Raw genomic sequence first — 15,238 nt, 5'->3', positions numbered from 1 at the left:
TCTTTTTATTTCAATGTTTCACGTGAAACATTTAGTGGCGAACGCTGCCGCCATTGACTGGCAAGATCTGACCGGTGATATAGGTGGCGGCGGGCGAGGCGAGGAAGAGGGCCACACCAACAATATCCTCTGCCTGACCCCAACGCTTTAGGGGAATAGACTCTTTGACACGCTGGTAGAATGCGGGGCTGGCTTGCTCTCTGGCCCACGTGTTCTCGATCCAGCCAGGGGCAATACAATTGACGCGGATATCTGGAGCATACTCGACCGCCAGGCAACGGGTAAGGGAGATAACCGCGCCCTTGCTCATGGCGTAGAGCTGGTTGGTGAGGCCGGACGCACCTGAGAGCGCTCCATCCCAGCCTATGTTGATAATACAGCCCCCGGGTCGCATATATGGCCTTACCTCGCGACAACACGTCCATGTCCCCTGGACATCCACGCGCATCATGCGCTCAAAGCGCTGGATCTCGTTTAAGCCTCCAGCCTCCGCAGAGTTAGCGCTGGCTCCGGCATTGTTGATCCAGACATCGATCTCGCCCAGGCGCTTCGCCGCCTCTTTGACTAAACCCGTTGCCTGGTCGCTATCACTAATATCTGCCTGGAGCGCATTCGCCAGCCCTCCGCTGTCTTGTATCTCGCGCACTACCTCCTCGGCCTGCTCCCGGCTCTTCCCATAATGTAGCAACACCCTGGCACCTTCGCGCCCAAAGCCCAGGGCCATGGCACGTCCAATCCCACGTCCCCCACCGGTTATCACAACATTTTTCCCCTGTATGCCCATCATAGCCACGCTCCTTTTTGTTAGTAAATGTTTCACGTGAAACATCAGGGCTTTCTCCGCTGGAAATTATGGAGATCGATTCGTACAAACGCGGGGCGAGCCTACTTCTGTCGCCTCATAGATCTACTTGTCGCTTCTGCAGCGTATGTGCTACACTCATAGGGATGGTATCACCAATGAAGATGGTACCGCTCCTTAACAGGATGAAGCGCCATGTGTTGCGCGTATGAAGGGAGTATATCTTATGGTTACCCACGATCTCTCTGTGGACCTTTCCAACACGTCTTTGACTCAGGAAGAACAACAAGCTACTCTGCGCGAACTGCGCAGTCAGCTTATTAAATATTATCGCCCTCTCTTGCAGGATGGGCCAGGACCTATTCGTATTATGGCACGGATAGTCACAGAACTGGAAAAGGCCTGCCGCCAGCACAATATCTCAGAAGAGGTGATCATATCTGAGATTGTCAATCGCACGATTGGCGATATCAATGTGCGCTTGATTACCGAGTGCGAGGGTGAGCCTGGCGGTTCGCGTGACTACCGCCTCCTGGCCGACGAGCTGGGCGTGGCCCTGCCAGGAGAGAAGCTGGCCTCTGGCTATACCGCCAGCGGCTCGACCTATCTCTGGCTGCGCGAGCAGATGCTAGAGTGCGAGCGCCTCCTGCTGCAACAGGGCTTTGATCTGCGTATCTATGATATCTATGGCGTTGGTAATCCCGTGCTCCGCTCCTGGCTGGCACACGAGATGGCTACCCTCTGGAACCTGCCTGTTACATATGAACATATTCTCCCCAGCCTGGGCGCAATGGATGGCATCGATAAAACCCTGCGCGGCCTGACCCTCCACTTTCAGCAATGCAGCACGGAAGGCATAGGCATTCTCTTCCCTGAGCCAGGCTTTGGCGTCCCCGAATGGCAGGCACGTACCTATGGCTATACTCTACATCGCTTCCAGACGGCAGAGGAGCATCACTTCAAACTGACGGGCTCCCAGCTCGATGCCTTGTTACAGGAGCATGAAGATATTCGCATTGTCTACCTGACCATCAGTAATAATCCTACAGCCTTCTCTTTTACGGCCGCCGAGCTACGCTCGCTCTATGATGTATTGCATCGCTACTGGCAGGATGGGCGCGAGATCCTGGTTCTGGCCGACCTGGCCTATATCGGCACCAGTCAGCCAGAATTAGACCGGGAGCGCATGTCTGCCTTCCAGGACACGGATATTCTCCAGCACACACTCTTTGTTAGCAGCCTCTCAAAGACCAGTACACTAACTGGCGAGCGCTTTGGCTGGGTCACCTGCGCGAATCCAGCTATCGCCAACACCATTGCCGCTAGTTGGACGAATGGCATGGCCTCCCTTCCAGGCGAGTGGCAACTGCGCTTCATGGCCTATTATCGTCTCCTACACGAACGCTCCTGGCTAATGGAGAAGTTGCGCGCCTTCTATCGTATGCGCCGCCAGCGTTTCATTGAGCAGCTACGCCAGATCAATACCCAGCAACCCCTCTTCGCCGAGATCTATGTCGATGATGACACCACCGTCTATAACTGGAGCAAGCTTGCTCCCGGAGAAGATGCCTTCTCGCTCTTTGAGAAGACAGGCATCGCGGGCGTGCCTGGTTCAGGCTTTGGCTATACCGATGCCTATATTCGCTTCTCAATCGGCTTTCTTCCTGTGCCAGCAGCAGACTCGACAAACCCGACAGGCTCTAAAGACGCATCTACATCCGATGCCACGTTGAACAACGTGAGCACACCAAATATTCCTACTTGATATCAGTTGTCCTAAATGGTACTCTGTAGAGGGCTATGAACTTTTCAAAGTTCTTGCCAGGGGAGCAGGGAGGCTGGCTAACAAGGCTCTAGCCAGAGCAGGTTGTGCCAGCTGTCATTTACCACCTTCCATACTTCCCAGGATATAACTTCCATTAACTTGCACACAATGCGTTGGATCAGGTAAGTTCCTCATCCTGGGTGTGCGGGGCAAACCAAGACAAGCATACTGGCGTTTCTTTTTGGATGCACTGTCGCATCGCCCCTTGTTAATGATGACATGGTACTACATGCAGTTTAAACCCGGTTGTCACGATCAGTACTATGTGTTATGACAGGAGTCCATGATGGACGGATTGTAGCCCTGTCATAGCCATACCTACTTTTATTCGTACACACACACTCAGTCGTTGCAGCTATCTCTGCGCGCTGAAAAAAACCGGTTTGCTCTGCTCGTTAGTACACTCGTAACCGTTCAGATGAAAAAGGAGAAATTAGGATATGACTCTTCGTGTAGGTATCAACGGTTTTGGACGCATTGGTCGCCAGTCTATGAAAGCCATGCTGGAACGCCACCCCGAGGACATTGAGGTCGTTGCGATTAACGACCTGACCGATACGTCAACCAACGCCCACTTGCTTAAGTATGACTCCACCTACGGTCGTTTCCCTGGCACCGTCGAGGCCACAGAGGACTCGCTGATCGTCAATGGTCATAAGATTCAAGTTATTTCTCAACGTGATCCGGCCCAGATTCCCTGGAGCGACCTCGGCGTGCAGGTAGTAATTGAATCCACTGGCTTCTTCACCGATGCCGAGAAAGCTGCCGCTCACCTGCGCGGCGGCGCCAAGAAAGTGATCATCTCGGCTCCCGCCAAGGGCGAGGATCTGACGATGGTGCTGGGCGTGAACGAGAACACATACGATCCCGCCAGACACCATATTATCTCCAACGCCTCCTGCACCACCAACTGTCTCGCGCCAGCCGCCAAAGTGCTCAATGATACCTTCGGTATCGAGCGCGGTATGATGAACACCATTCACTCATACACCAATGACCAGCGCATCCTTGACCAGGTTCACAAGGACCTGCGCCGCGCGCGTGCCGCCGCCGCCAATATCATTCCAACCACGACCGGTGCCGCCCGCGCCCTGGCCCTGGTCATTCCAGAGCTAAAGGGTCGCTTCGATGGCATGTCCCTACGCGTTCCCACCATCACCGTCTCTGTCGTTGACTTCGTGGCAACCACGCAGAAGCCTCTGAGCAAAGAGGCCGTCAATAACGCCTTCAAGGAGGCCGCCGCTGGCGCACTCAAGGGCATCCTCGATTACACCGATGAGCCCCTGGTCTCCAGCGACTTCCGTGGCAACCCGCACTCCTCCATTATTGATGGAGAATCAACGATGGTGCTTGGCGATAATATGGTCAAGGTCGTCTCCTGGTACGACAACGAGTGGGGCTACTCCTGCCGCGTCGCGGACCTGGCGAACTTCATCGGCCAAAAGGGCTTCTAGCCCATGAACAAGAAGACGATTCGTGATATTGATGTCGCTGGTAAGCGAGTCCTGGTGCGCGTTGATTTCAACGTACCCCTGGACGAGAACCAGCGAATCACCGACGATATCCGTATCACCGCCGCGCTGCCGACGCTGCGTTACCTGCTTGAACATGGTGCGTCGCTGATTCTGATATCCCATCTGGGCCGCCCCAAAGGGAAGGTTGTAGAGTCCATGCGCTTACGCCCGGTGGCTCAGCGCTTGAGCGAGCTACTCCAGCAGCCAGTGAAGACCACGTCGGACTGCGTTGGCGCCGAGGCACTCTCCGAGGCCCAGGCCCTGCAACCCGGAGAGGTGCTCTTGCTGGAAAACCTGCGCTTCCATAAGGAAGAGGAGGAGAACGATCCAGCCTTCGCGCGCCAGCTGGCGGAACTGGGTGATCTCTACGTCAACGACGCCTTTGGCACCGCGCATCGCGCCCACGCTTCAACCGAGGGCGTGACGCACTACCTGCCCGGTGTCGCTGGCTTTCTGATGGAAAAAGAACTCAATTATCTTGGTTCTACGCTGGAGAACCCACGCCACCCCTTTAAAGCCATTGTGGGCGGGGCCAAAGTCTCCGACAAGATCGCGGTCCTGGAACGCCTCATCGCCATCGCCGATGGGATCCTGATCGGCGGCGGCATGGCGAACACCTTCCTCAAGGCCCAGGGCCTGGAGATTGGTAAATCGCTCGTCGAGGACAGCAAGCTGGATGTAGCGCGCGATCTTATGCGTAAGGCCAGCGAGCGGGGTATCGAGTTTCTCCTACCGGGCGATGTCGTGATCGCAGATCGCTTCGCACCCGATGCCAATGCAAAGGTTGTGGCGAGCCAGGAGGTTCCCACGGACTGGCGCATCCTCGACATCGGACCCGAGACTATTGAGCAGTTTGCGCAGGCCCTGGCCTCGGCGCAGACGATCATCTTCAATGGTACCCTGGGTGTGGCTGAGATGCCCGCCTTCGCGAAGGGCACCAATGCCGTGGTTGAGATCCTGGGCCGTCGTACCGCCGAGGGTGCCACAACCATCATTGGTGGTGGCGACTCCGCCGCCGCGGTCGAGCAGGCCGGGGCCGCGCAGAAGATGTCACACGTCTCCACGGGTGGGGGCGCCTCCCTCGAATTCCTCGAAGGTAAGACCCTCCCAGGCGTAGCAGCCTTGCAAGATCGTTAGCCCAGTGTTTATGATAATAGAGTCGGATCACACGTATGTGATCCGACTCTATTCGTGTGACAATCATTAGAATTGCTTATACAAAGAGGTATAAATTATATGACTGCATCCTCAACTGGCCGTACCGCCATTATTGCGGGCAACTGGAAGATGAATTATGGGCCGCGAGAGGCCGCGAAATTTGTGCAGGAGATCCAGCCAGCCCTGTCAGAGGCTCTTCAAGCCCCTGGCTCGCCGCTGTGTATCCTCTGTCCACCCGCCATCTCCCTGGCAGCGGTACGCGCCGTGCTAGATATTCCCGATGCCGCTAGCTCGCCCCAGATAGAGCTTGGCGCCCAGAATATGTACTTTGAGGAGAAAGGGGCCTTCACAGGCGAACTCTCTCCCAATATGGTACATGAGCTTTGCACGACCGTCATTCTCGGCCACTCCGAACGCCGCACATATTTCGGTGAGACCGATGAACTGGTAAACAAAAAGACCCTGGCCGCGCTACGCCATGGACTCAGGCCCATCGTGTGCATCGGCGAAAATGAGCAGCAGCACGAGAGCGGTGAGACGGCCCACATTATCACCACCCAGATGCGGGCAAGCCTGGCTAATCTCACGTCCGAACAGGCTCGTGAGATCGTGATTGCCTATGAACCCATCTGGGCCATTGGCACAGGCAAGGCCGCGACCGGCGAGATCGCCAACAACGTTATTCGCCAGATTCGCCAGGAGTACCAGGCGCTCTATGGGGCCGAGGCCGCCTCAGTGGTACGCATCCTCTACGGTGGCAGCGTGACCTCGGACAACATCGCCGAATTCATGGCCTATCCAGACATCGATGGCGCACTCGTCGGCGGAGCCAGCCTCAAACCCGACTTTATCAATATCGTCCGCAACAGCCGCCAGGTTCGTCACTAAAATAGCAATCAACTTATCGATCAGAATGCAGTCAGGCTTGTCACTGGGAGGACGAGCCTGACTGCATTCTTTTGGGGGCGGCACTCTACACACATGTTCTCTCATATGCTAAGATGGTTATATCGTGACACTCCGCCACGACTGAAGTCGCGCGGCTTCTTTCGCCTCTCTTCTATACGCGATGTGCTGAGAAATGTAGCGTGGCTACGACTCGGCGTACATCGTAGTGGAGGAGGAAAAGCTGAGAGGATGCATCCATCCATGCATGGTCTCTCTTGCGCGGTGCCAGGCGCGTTGTTACTCTCATGCCTTTCGAGAAGGGAGAGATGGCCCACAACTCTCGTTTTCGGCGTCCTGGAGAGATGCAACACCCGCCTCTTTCGAGGCTCACTCCTGGGGAACGTACCCACCAGGTCGGAGGCTTTTCCTTGGCGCTATTCGTTCGGTGACGTGACACTTCCTAAAGCCGTGGATTGGATACCCGTGCCTTCGCACGTCGAAATAGCTGAGACAGTGGGAAACGCGGTAACGTTTTTACGCATGGCCCTTCGCCATGCAACCCGTACGTTATTCAGTTCTCAAGGTACTACTGATCAATTCTTTTCGCGTACAGAAAAAACGGAAGGGCAAGGGCTAAAGCCGCAAACGCCTAACCACGGGATGAATCCCCGTGGCTTGCGGCGGGCTGAAGCCCTTTTCTGTCAAGAACGGGTAAAAGATCACGAAAATAGGCATCATACAGAGGTCATACATGGTACAGGCACACCCTTCTCCCCTGCTCAGCACACCTGCCTTCGCGCCAGAACATCTCGTGGGCGATCTGGAGCAGCTTGCGCTCATACTTACCCAGAGCCTGGATGCAGTACCAACGAAAAGCTGGGCGCGCCCAACCGAGAAACATGGGGCAGGCTGGACAATGCATGAAACACTGGCCCATGTCACAGCCACAGCGGAACTGTATTTGCAGGCCATAGAAAAAGCACTCACTGGTGAGCGCTTTGCTCGCGTCAATGTGACGCGCCGTTATGAACTGCCTGCCTTGCAAAAAGAAGATATCGCGGCGAGACATTACCTTCCACCCACCCAGCTACTTGAGCACCTCGCCCAAGCGCTTCGTCAGACCGCCCAGCTCATCCCTATGCTCTCAAACGTCGACCTGATGCGTCCAACGGCTATTGCCTTTTTTGATCGCCCACCCACCATTATTGAACTCATCGGTACTCAACTGGTCCATCCAGCCATTATTCATGCTCAGCAGCTTACGGCAGCGGCGGGCAGACCTCCACTCTGGAACACCTATGTGCCTGACTTCTTGCAGCGTAATCTCACGCGTTTATTCCAGATGCTCACCTTTCTGTACTGGCGTGAACGCGAGCGCGACCTTCACGCTACCGTCAACTATGACATCCAGGGGCCCGCTGGTGGCCAGTGGACCCTTACGCTCACACCACAGGGGGCATACGCCGATAAAGGCCATGTAGAGCGTCCTACGCTCACCATCTGGCATCCTGGTGCTGAAACCATGTGCTCCTGCTTTACAAAAGAGTCCAGCCTGCGGCGCGCTCTTGTGTTGGGACGTATGAGATTTCGCGGTGATCTGCGCCTGGCGCAGCGCCTCTATGATTTATTTGAACCCGCCTGATAGAAGAAGGGCGTTGGCCCTGGCAATCTCATCTTTTTGCGCGATCTCCTCTTCCTGGCGTTTGATATAATCCATATATCTATAGCGTCAAACATAGGTGGCCACATACAAATGGATAGGAAAGATTCGCGTGATTTCAACAGACCAGACGACTCCAAACACCAGACGTACTCCCTCTTCGTTCGCCCTACATATCGCAATCGCCTTCTTCCTGATTTTGCTCATTGGGGCAAACGATGGTGCCTTTGGCGTACTGCTCCCCCATGTGCGCATACACTATGCGCTCAATAATTCTGTAGTCAGTCTGATCTTTCTATTTAGTACTCTGGGCTATCTCAGCGCGGCCTTTAGCAATGGCCTGATTATCGAGAAGATAGGCAAAGAGCGCGCATTGATGACCGGGGCAGGTCTGCTTATCCTGGGAGCAGCGCTTACCAGCCTACAACCATTTTTCTTCTTGCTCTTACCCTGTGTCCTGATTCTTGGCTTTGGCATCGCCATGCTTGACGCGGGCCTTAACACCTTCATCGCCAGTCTTCCGCGTAGCTCAGCCCTGCTCAACTACTTCCACGCCTTCTATGGCATCGGGGCCTGGCTGGGACCTCTCACGGCGACAGGTCTCTTTGCGCTCAGGCAAAACTGGAATGTGATCTATATGCTGTGGGCTGGGGCGGGACTTCTTGGCATACTCTGCCTCTGGCTCATCTTGAGACATACCCCCATTACGGCACCCGTCGAGGGGACAAACGAAGAAGGGCAGGGCAATGTACTTGTTCAAGCGCTTAAACTGCGTGTCGTCTGGTTCGCAGCCCTCTTTCTACTCTTCTATGTCGGCGCGGAGGTCACCCTGGGCGCCTGGAGCTATAGCTTTCTGACCGAGGAACGCCATGGAGACGTCGTGCTTATGGGCACCCTTGTCAGTGGCTACTGGTTTGGCTTAACCGCTGGTCGCGTTGCGCTGGCTCACCTGACACAGCGCCTGGGCGCAAAACGTGTGATTCTGATCTGCCTCGGAGGCTTTGCTGGTAGTTTGCTGCTGGTCTGGCTTATCCCCTCGGCGATATGCGCAGCCATTGGACTCTTCGTGGCAGGCTTTAGCCTGGGGCCAATGTTCCCCACCACCATCTCTATCATGTCAGATCTTGTGCCCTCACGTCTCCTGGCCAGCAGCATCGGTTTTCTGGCCAGCCTGGGCAGTATGGGGGCCGCGCTCTTCCCCTGGCTCACAGGAAATATCGCGCAACTTCTTGGACTCTGGGCACTGCTTCCCTTTGTCATTCTCCTGGCACTACTCATGATTGTCTTCTGGCTGTTTCTACACTCATCAGCGCCTGCAGCGCTTCGCATAAAGTAAAGTATGCCCGGCAGGAAGGCTGACAGAGCCAGCCTTCCTGCCGGGCATACCGTAGTAAGGTGTTCTCGACGCTTTGCAGGGTTATGATATAGCTTAATGATATATCTTCTTTTTCTCTCAAATAAAAAGTAGCAAGATACTTTTTATTTGGAATGGCAAATTATTATTCTGTATCCTGGCCTTCGGTGATCTCGCCGAGCATGAGGCGTTCAGCGAGAATATCGGCGCTCTCGCGTAGCAACCTGCGGCGCCTCAGCCAATCTCTAATGGTTACACTGACCAGGAGAATTCCCAGGGGAAAGAGGAAAATGATGGCGAACGTGGCGATTCCCTGGCTGACTCCATAAAGCACAAGCAGATCAGTCGACCAACCCAGGCAGAGAAGCGCAAGCACGCCCTTTGTGATGAGGCTGGGGAGGCCCAACGTGCGTGGGACCTGGCCCTGGGCCGAGGCAAAGAGGAAGGCGCGCTCCCGGAGTCTACGCTCCTCAATATCTATCGTCGCAATAGGTAACTTGCCTGTCCGATAGTTACGCATACCGTTATAAATGCCCCAGATCAGCAATCCCATGAGAAGGAGGAGGAAAAGTGGTACAACCAGGGGCTGCTGAGTAAAGAGCGCGCGTAACGTAGTCAGTGAGCAGAGGAAGAGTGTCGCACAAAAAATTATCATTGCCCGCAGGCCGCGCCGCCTTTGCGCGGCGCGCTCCTTTGCGATCTCTTCACGTAAAAACTCGGCTTCAGGATTGCGTTTCACATGCATAGTTTGCCATTCCTTTGGACGGGACTTCTCGCCACATTGTGGCTCGCGTGGATATGGAACGCAGTGATGAGTCGTAACGATAGGTCAGACCTGGGCCAAGACAAGCAGAGACACGCCGCATATTCCTGACGACGTGTCTCTGCCTCTTATCGTTTTAGTGATCGGGGAACAATGCTTACCACGTGGATACGGCCACGTGGCATTGTGGATTACTATAACTGGCTACCATTTGCTGCGCGATGCACCTGCTAGTAGCAAAGCCTGGCAAACAAGTAAGCAACTAATCCAGGTAATCCTTCAGCTTGCGGCTGCGGCTTGGATGGCGTAATTTGCGCAGGGCCTTAGCCTCGATCTGGCGAATGCGCTCGCGCGTGACATGAAACTCCTTGCCAACCTCTTCGAGGGTACGGCTACGCCCATCATCGAGACCAAAGCGCAACTGTAAGACCTTGCGCTCACGCTCAGTCAGGCTATCGAGTACATCCTCCACCTGTTCTTTCAACAGCTGGTGGCTCGCGGCGTCCGCGGGGGCAAGTGCCGTATGATCCTCGATAAAGTCGCCGAGGTGGCTATCATCTTCCTCGCCGATGGGAGTTTCCAGGCTTACTGGCTCTTGGCTGACCTTAATGATCTCGCGCACCTTCTCCGCACTGATCTCCATCTGAGCGGCGATCTCTTCCGAGGTTGGTTCGCGACCAAGATCTTGCAGCAGGCGACGGCTAATGCGGATCAGGCGGTTGATCGTCTCCACCATGTGGACGGGAATACGGATCGTGCGGGCCTGGTCTGCAATAGCGCGGGTAATAGCCTGGCGAATCCACCAGGTCGCGTAGGTGCTAAACTTAAACCCTTTGTTATAATCGAACTTCTCAACCGCGCGAATCAGGCCGATATTGCCCTCCTGGATGAGGTCCAGCAGGTTCATACCGCGCCCAATGTACTTTTTCGCCACGCTCACGACCAGGCGCAAGTTAGCCTCTGTCAGGCGTTTCTGTGCCTCTTCACCCTCAGAGATGTAGCGATAGTTTGGCGCGGGCTTGAGGCGCTCGGCCTTTCCTCGCTCCATCAATTGAGCCAGGCGAATCTCTTCATTGGCCGTCAGCAGGGGTACACGCCCGATCTCGCGCAGGTACATACGCACGGGATCATCCAGGCTGCTTTCCAGGTCGGCCACAACGATACCGAAACCATCCTGTAAATCCTCCCACTTGGGATCAGCCAGGACCTCGGCGTCTACATCGTTCATTTCCTCAGGGCTGGGCTCCCAGTCTGCTGGCGGCTCTTTGTTTGGGTCCAGGGCGTCCATAGACTCTTCGTCCTGTAATTTAAACAGATCGAAAGACTCACCCTCCGCGCCCAGAGCTGCACTTGAGGCATTTCCAGTCGCTTCTTGATGAGCACGACCAATGGCTTCAATATCAAAGACACTTTCCGTATCGTTTAAAAGAGTCTCATTAAAGGTTTCCATTTCAAAAACATTCCCCAATGACCCCGTGCTCACATGCCCGCTTTGTACTCGATCCATAACTTCTTGTTCCCGATTCACCATTCTGGCATCCCCCTTCAGAAAACAGGACGTGGCTGTACATACATAAACGATAAGATGAAATATCCCGTTTCCTGATCCTATATGTAAAAAGATGATACCGCGCCTAAATAATTTGCGCTTGCTTGAAATGTCGACAGTAACATATACACAACAGGGCCAGGTAGGACTAGCCTTGCAGGTGTGTTGCAGAATCAATCGTGTGTAACTGCCGGTGAATTTCCAGTAGTCGCTGCTGTAACTGTCTCCTCGTTTGTGCATCACCAGCAGCAGTGGCTTCGCGTATGAGAAATTGCAATTCGGTATTCAGTTGTACAAGCCTTGCTCGTTTCAGGCGCGTCGCACACTGGACCGCTTCTTTTACCAGTCCAGCTCCATCGCGTGGAGTCTCCATGTCTACGCATTCGCGCGCCCGATTGAGCGCGTCCCATAACGAGGCAGGCACATACTGATCAAAGGATTGAAGTGAGGGGAAGAAGCACGTTGTTGATACACAGAATAGAGAATGTGGTACAACTCTCGCGTATCTGTCCCGGCGAAGTCACCATCGTCTATTATACCATAAACATAGGGACTTAATCCGGGATTTTGCAGGAGTAGCCCAATCAGGTAGTCCTCCCATTTTAGCCTATTCGCCTCACCTCTGTCAAGTATACCACTGGTACCATGACGCTGTGCATCGACTAGACCATTCGTCCTTGCTTCCCTCTTCTGCCCGCTGCTTGGATGGCCTTGTTCTCCAATGGGTGGTGCTCCAAGCACTGACCCTGCTTGTTCTTTGCCAAATCCCTTCCCACTATCAGCGTTCCTTTTGTCTAACGGAGCAGAGAACGTTGCAGTAACACTCGTCGCCCGTTGTTCCCTCAGGGTATGTTGTAATTCAGCATACAAACTTCGCTCATCGATAGCAATAAGCCTTGCAAGCTTGCGTATGTAGGCGTCACGCTTAATACGATCACTGATCATGCCAATGACTGGCAACAAGCGTTTCGCGGCCTCGGTCTTGCCCACTGGCTCACGAATATCCAGGTCCGCTGTCTTGACGACAAAGAAGTAGTCTACCAGGGGTAGCGGATGGCCGACAGCGTAGAGCCAGGCAGCATGGTCACGCCTGATAAACTCATCAGGATCTTCACCCAGGGGCAACTGAAGCACATTGATCTCCGCATCCACCTGCTCCTCCAGGCGAATAATCCCACGTGCCTGCTGCTTGCCGGCGTAGGATCCCTTCTGCTCACGTACATTATTGCCCCCCTTGCGCCCCTCTCGCGGCCATTGACGATCAGCGGCTCCGGCAGGCAATGGCACAGGTACAACGGTGCGATCAAAGCCCTTCAAGGCTTCCTGGATACCGTGCTCCGTCGCCGCGCTTCCCGCGGCGTCAGGATCCAGCGCCAGAGTTACTTGCTTGGTCATCTTCTTCAGTTGCTGAATGTGCTTTTCGGTGATCGCGCTACCAATACAGGCCACGGTTTGCCTGGTACCATATTGGTGAGCAATGATGGCATCAACATATCCTTCGACAATAACAACTTGCCGGGCCTGTTTTATTGCATCGCGCGCCATATCCAGGGCGTATAAGACTGTATTTTTCTCAAACAGCAACGTCTGTGGCGAGTTGAGATATTTGGGTTTGCCGTCTCCAAGTGCTCTTCCACCAAAGCCAATCACGCGTCCCCGTATATCCCGTATCGGAAAGATAATTCGGTTTCTAAAGTAATCATAGATGCCATTTTCTGTATTTCCCTCGCCGCTCTCGCGTCCACTTCGGTCAGAGCTACCCATTTCTCGCTCACGTGCCAGTCCCCCAACAACCAGCTCGCGCTCGCTATAACCGCGACTGAGCAGATAGCGCGATAAACCATCCCACTGGTCGGGTGCATAGCCCAAGCCAAAAGTAATAACGGTATCCGCGGAGATACCCCGGCTCTGGATATATGCGCGCGCCTCCTCTGCCTCACGCGAACGCAGAAGCATATGGTGAAACCAGAGCAAGGCATCCTCGTTCAACTGGCGCAGGCGCTCTTTGGCCGCACTCGTCTCACGCGAAGCCTCGGCGTTATGACTCTCCTGCTCCTCCAGCGCCACACCCGCCTTCTGGGCCAGGTATTCCAGGGTCTCGCGAAACTCCAGGCCCTGCTGCTTTTGCACAAAGGAGAAAACATCTCCCCCCTCGTTACAGCCAAAGCAACGCCAGGTCTGAGTCTCTGGAAAGACATAGAACGAAGGCGTCCGCTCGTTGTGAAACGGGCAGAGCCCTTTCAAGGTCTTTCCTGATTTGTGTAGTGCAACAACCAGGCTGATCTCTTCGGCTACGTCAACTTTAGCCTTGATAGTTTCGATAATAGATGTCATTTCCTGGCCCTCAAAGATAGATGTTGCTCTTACAAAACATATAACGGGTCATCACAGAGAAAATAGTGGCACATAGCTTAAGAGGTGGGTAAGTAATAGTGCCCAGGTATTCTACAGCATGAAGATAGCGCACTGCAAACATGTGTGCCATAGATGTAACCGACCAGGGGGTGTGACCTGGAGAGTGTATATTCCTGGCTTAAGATTATTCTAACACGGGTACAAGGCCATACAAAAATAAAAACGCCGCTCTCTCTTAGTCACTTAACAGAACATCCATTCTATAGACGATCTCTGACTCTACCAGGTGACAAAAAAATCCACTTTTCTTTCTTGTGTTTCTTGAATAACTCAAAGTTATCCACATTTTCCACAACCCTAACTACTATTATATTTATTTTATTTTTAAAAAATATATTAGATAGCAGTAGTAGGGGATGTGGATAAGTGGATAACTTTTGGTTTCCTATCATTGTCTCTCGCCCCTAATATATGTATAAAACCCCTTCACAAGCGGCTCCAAACTATGTGGATAACTTATCCACATAGTGGCAAAAAGGCCAAAAAAAGGTGGATAACCTGTGGATAACCTGTGGATAACCTTGTGGATAAAACTCACTTCTAAAGAGGGTGCTGGAGGATTGTGGATAAGTTATCCACACCCTTTGTGGATAAACTCCGTAAGTTATCCACCGAATTGTGGAAATGTGGATAAGTTATCCACATTTTATGTGGATAACTCCTGTTTCTGACATTCCTTTCACGTAAATATATCACTAATTAGGAATGCATAAAATTGTGCTGTGGAAAAATCCACAATTACAGCCTGCTTGTGTGGATAGTGTGGATAAGTTATCCACATTTTATGTGGATAACTCTAGCGCTATATCGTATTGTGTGAAAATGCCGTGAACGGTGGATAACTTGTGGATAACTTATCCACATTGATTGTGGATAACTTTGAAAAAAATTCCAGGTTCTGTGTCTTGTGGATAACTTGTGGATAACTTATCCACATTGATTGTGGATAACTTTGAAAAAAATTCCAGGTTCTGTGTCTTGTGGATAACTTGTGGATAACTTATCCACATTGATTGTGGATAAGTCTTAGATGCGCATACTTCAATGGATGGTATTGTGGAAATGTGGATAAGTTATCCACAACGATTGTGGATAACTCAAAAAATACTGCTCGCTTTGTGGATAAGTTATCCACAACGATTGTGGATAACTTAAAAACGCCGCTCGCCTTGTGGATAACTCTTTCATCTTTGTTCATTCTTCTGCGGAAAAATCCACAATTACAGCTTGTTTGTGTGGATAGTGTGGATAAGTTATCCACACAAAATGTGGATAAGTCTAGCGCTATATCGTATTGTGTGAAAATGCCG

The 15,238-nt window shown here is 53.1% G+C and carries 11 protein-coding genes; 6 read left to right on the top strand and 5 right to left on the bottom strand.

What is annotated here, in order from left to right; genetic code table 11:
• Positions 1 to 31: 31 nt before the first annotated feature.
• Positions 32 to 787 (bottom strand): SDR family NAD(P)-dependent oxidoreductase, encoded by a 756-nt coding sequence (locus tag KTE_RS13285; RefSeq protein WP_201381618.1) that lies wholly within the window; start codon positions 785 to 787, stop codon positions 32 to 34.
• A gap of 241 nt (positions 788 to 1,028) precedes the next feature.
• Between KTE_RS13285 and KTE_RS13280 the strand changes: the two genes are divergently transcribed.
• The 6 genes from KTE_RS13280 to KTE_RS13255 all read left to right on the top strand — a co-directional run bounded on the left by KTE_RS13280 (position 1,029) and on the right by KTE_RS13255 (position 9,183).
• Positions 1,029 to 2,567 carry a pyridoxal phosphate-dependent aminotransferase gene (locus tag KTE_RS13280; protein ID WP_201381616.1) on the top strand — a complete coding sequence of 513 codons (1,539 nt, stop codon included), beginning with the start codon at positions 1,029 to 1,031 and terminating at the stop codon, positions 2,565 to 2,567.
• A 500-nt stretch (positions 2,568 to 3,067) separates the two neighbouring features.
• Positions 3,068 to 4,081, top strand: a complete 1,014-nt coding sequence (gap, locus tag KTE_RS13275) for a type I glyceraldehyde-3-phosphate dehydrogenase (RefSeq protein WP_201381614.1) — start codon at positions 3,068 to 3,070, stop codon at positions 4,079 to 4,081.
• Positions 4,082 to 4,084: 3 nt separating this feature from the next.
• Positions 4,085 to 5,278 carry a phosphoglycerate kinase gene (gene pgk / locus KTE_RS13270; RefSeq protein ID WP_201381612.1) on the top strand — a complete coding sequence of 398 codons (1,194 nt, stop codon included), beginning with the start codon at positions 4,085 to 4,087 and terminating at the stop codon, positions 5,276 to 5,278.
• A 99-nt stretch (positions 5,279 to 5,377) separates the two neighbouring features.
• Positions 5,378 to 6,187, top strand: coding sequence for a triose-phosphate isomerase (gene tpiA, locus KTE_RS13265; protein WP_201381610.1), 810 nt, complete (start codon positions 5,378 to 5,380; stop codon positions 6,185 to 6,187).
• 751 nt (positions 6,188 to 6,938) lie between these two features.
• Entirely contained in the window at positions 6,939 to 7,829 is an 891-nt protein-coding gene (locus KTE_RS13260; protein WP_201381608.1) for a maleylpyruvate isomerase N-terminal domain-containing protein, read from the top strand.
• Between the two features lie 130 nt (positions 7,830 to 7,959).
• Positions 7,960 to 9,183 (top strand): sugar MFS transporter, encoded by a 1,224-nt coding sequence (locus KTE_RS13255; protein ID WP_201381606.1) that lies wholly within the window; start codon positions 7,960 to 7,962, stop codon positions 9,181 to 9,183.
• Between the two features lie 163 nt (positions 9,184 to 9,346).
• On the opposite strand, the gene KTE_RS13250 is transcribed toward KTE_RS13255, so the two are convergent.
• The 4 genes from KTE_RS13250 to dnaG form a co-directional block, all read right to left on the bottom strand.
• Positions 9,347 to 9,946: a hypothetical protein gene (locus KTE_RS13250; RefSeq protein ID WP_201381604.1), complete on the bottom strand. Its 600-nt coding sequence runs from the start codon at positions 9,944 to 9,946 to the stop codon at positions 9,347 to 9,349.
• Positions 9,947 to 10,226: 280 nt separating this feature from the next.
• A complete protein-coding gene (gene rpoD / locus KTE_RS13245; protein ID WP_305068358.1) occupies positions 10,227 to 11,471 on the bottom strand; it encodes an RNA polymerase sigma factor RpoD in 1,245 nt (414 codons plus the stop codon).
• 190 nt (positions 11,472 to 11,661) lie between these two features.
• On the bottom strand, positions 11,662 to 11,886 hold the full coding sequence (locus tag KTE_RS13240) for a hypothetical protein (RefSeq protein ID WP_201381600.1): 225 nt from the start codon (positions 11,884 to 11,886) through the stop codon (positions 11,662 to 11,664).
• Positions 11,887 to 11,888: 2 nt separating this feature from the next.
• The gene (gene dnaG, locus KTE_RS13235; RefSeq protein ID WP_201381598.1) at positions 11,889 to 13,847 is read right to left on the bottom strand and encodes a DNA primase; all 1,959 of its coding nucleotides are present in this window, start codon (positions 13,845 to 13,847) and stop codon (positions 11,889 to 11,891) included.
• Between the last annotated feature and the right edge of the window lie 1,391 nt (positions 13,848 to 15,238).

Origin of the sequence: Ktedonobacter sp. SOSP1-85 (assembly GCF_016587415.1) — a bacterium.
Classification (GTDB): domain Bacteria; phylum Chloroflexota; class Ktedonobacteria; order Ktedonobacterales; family Ktedonobacteraceae; genus Ktedonobacter.
Note: the sequence above shows the minus strand (reverse complement) of the source record. Positions and strands in the feature narration are given on the sequence as shown.

Coding starts and splice junctions, on each gene's coding strand:
- KTE_RS13285 (WP_201381618.1), bottom strand. CDS start 787: ATGATGGGCATACAGGGGAAAAATGTTGTGATAACCGGTGGGGGACGT.
- KTE_RS13280 (WP_201381616.1), top strand. CDS start 1,029: ATGGTTACCCACGATCTCTCTGTGGACCTTTCCAACACGTCTTTGACT.
- gap (WP_201381614.1), top strand. CDS start 3,068: ATGACTCTTCGTGTAGGTATCAACGGTTTTGGACGCATTGGTCGCCAG.
- pgk (WP_201381612.1), top strand. CDS start 4,085: ATGAACAAGAAGACGATTCGTGATATTGATGTCGCTGGTAAGCGAGTC.
- tpiA (WP_201381610.1), top strand. CDS start 5,378: ATGACTGCATCCTCAACTGGCCGTACCGCCATTATTGCGGGCAACTGG.
- KTE_RS13260 (WP_201381608.1), top strand. CDS start 6,939: ATGGTACAGGCACACCCTTCTCCCCTGCTCAGCACACCTGCCTTCGCG.
- KTE_RS13250 (WP_201381604.1), bottom strand. CDS start 9,946: ATGCATGTGAAACGCAATCCTGAAGCCGAGTTTTTACGTGAAGAGATC.
- rpoD (WP_305068358.1), bottom strand. CDS start 11,471: ATGGATCGAGTACAAAGCGGGCATGTGAGCACGGGGTCATTGGGGAAT.
- KTE_RS13240 (WP_201381600.1), bottom strand. CDS start 11,886: ATGGAGACTCCACGCGATGGAGCTGGACTGGTAAAAGAAGCGGTCCAG.
- dnaG (WP_201381598.1), bottom strand. CDS start 13,847: ATGACATCTATTATCGAAACTATCAAGGCTAAAGTTGACGTAGCCGAA.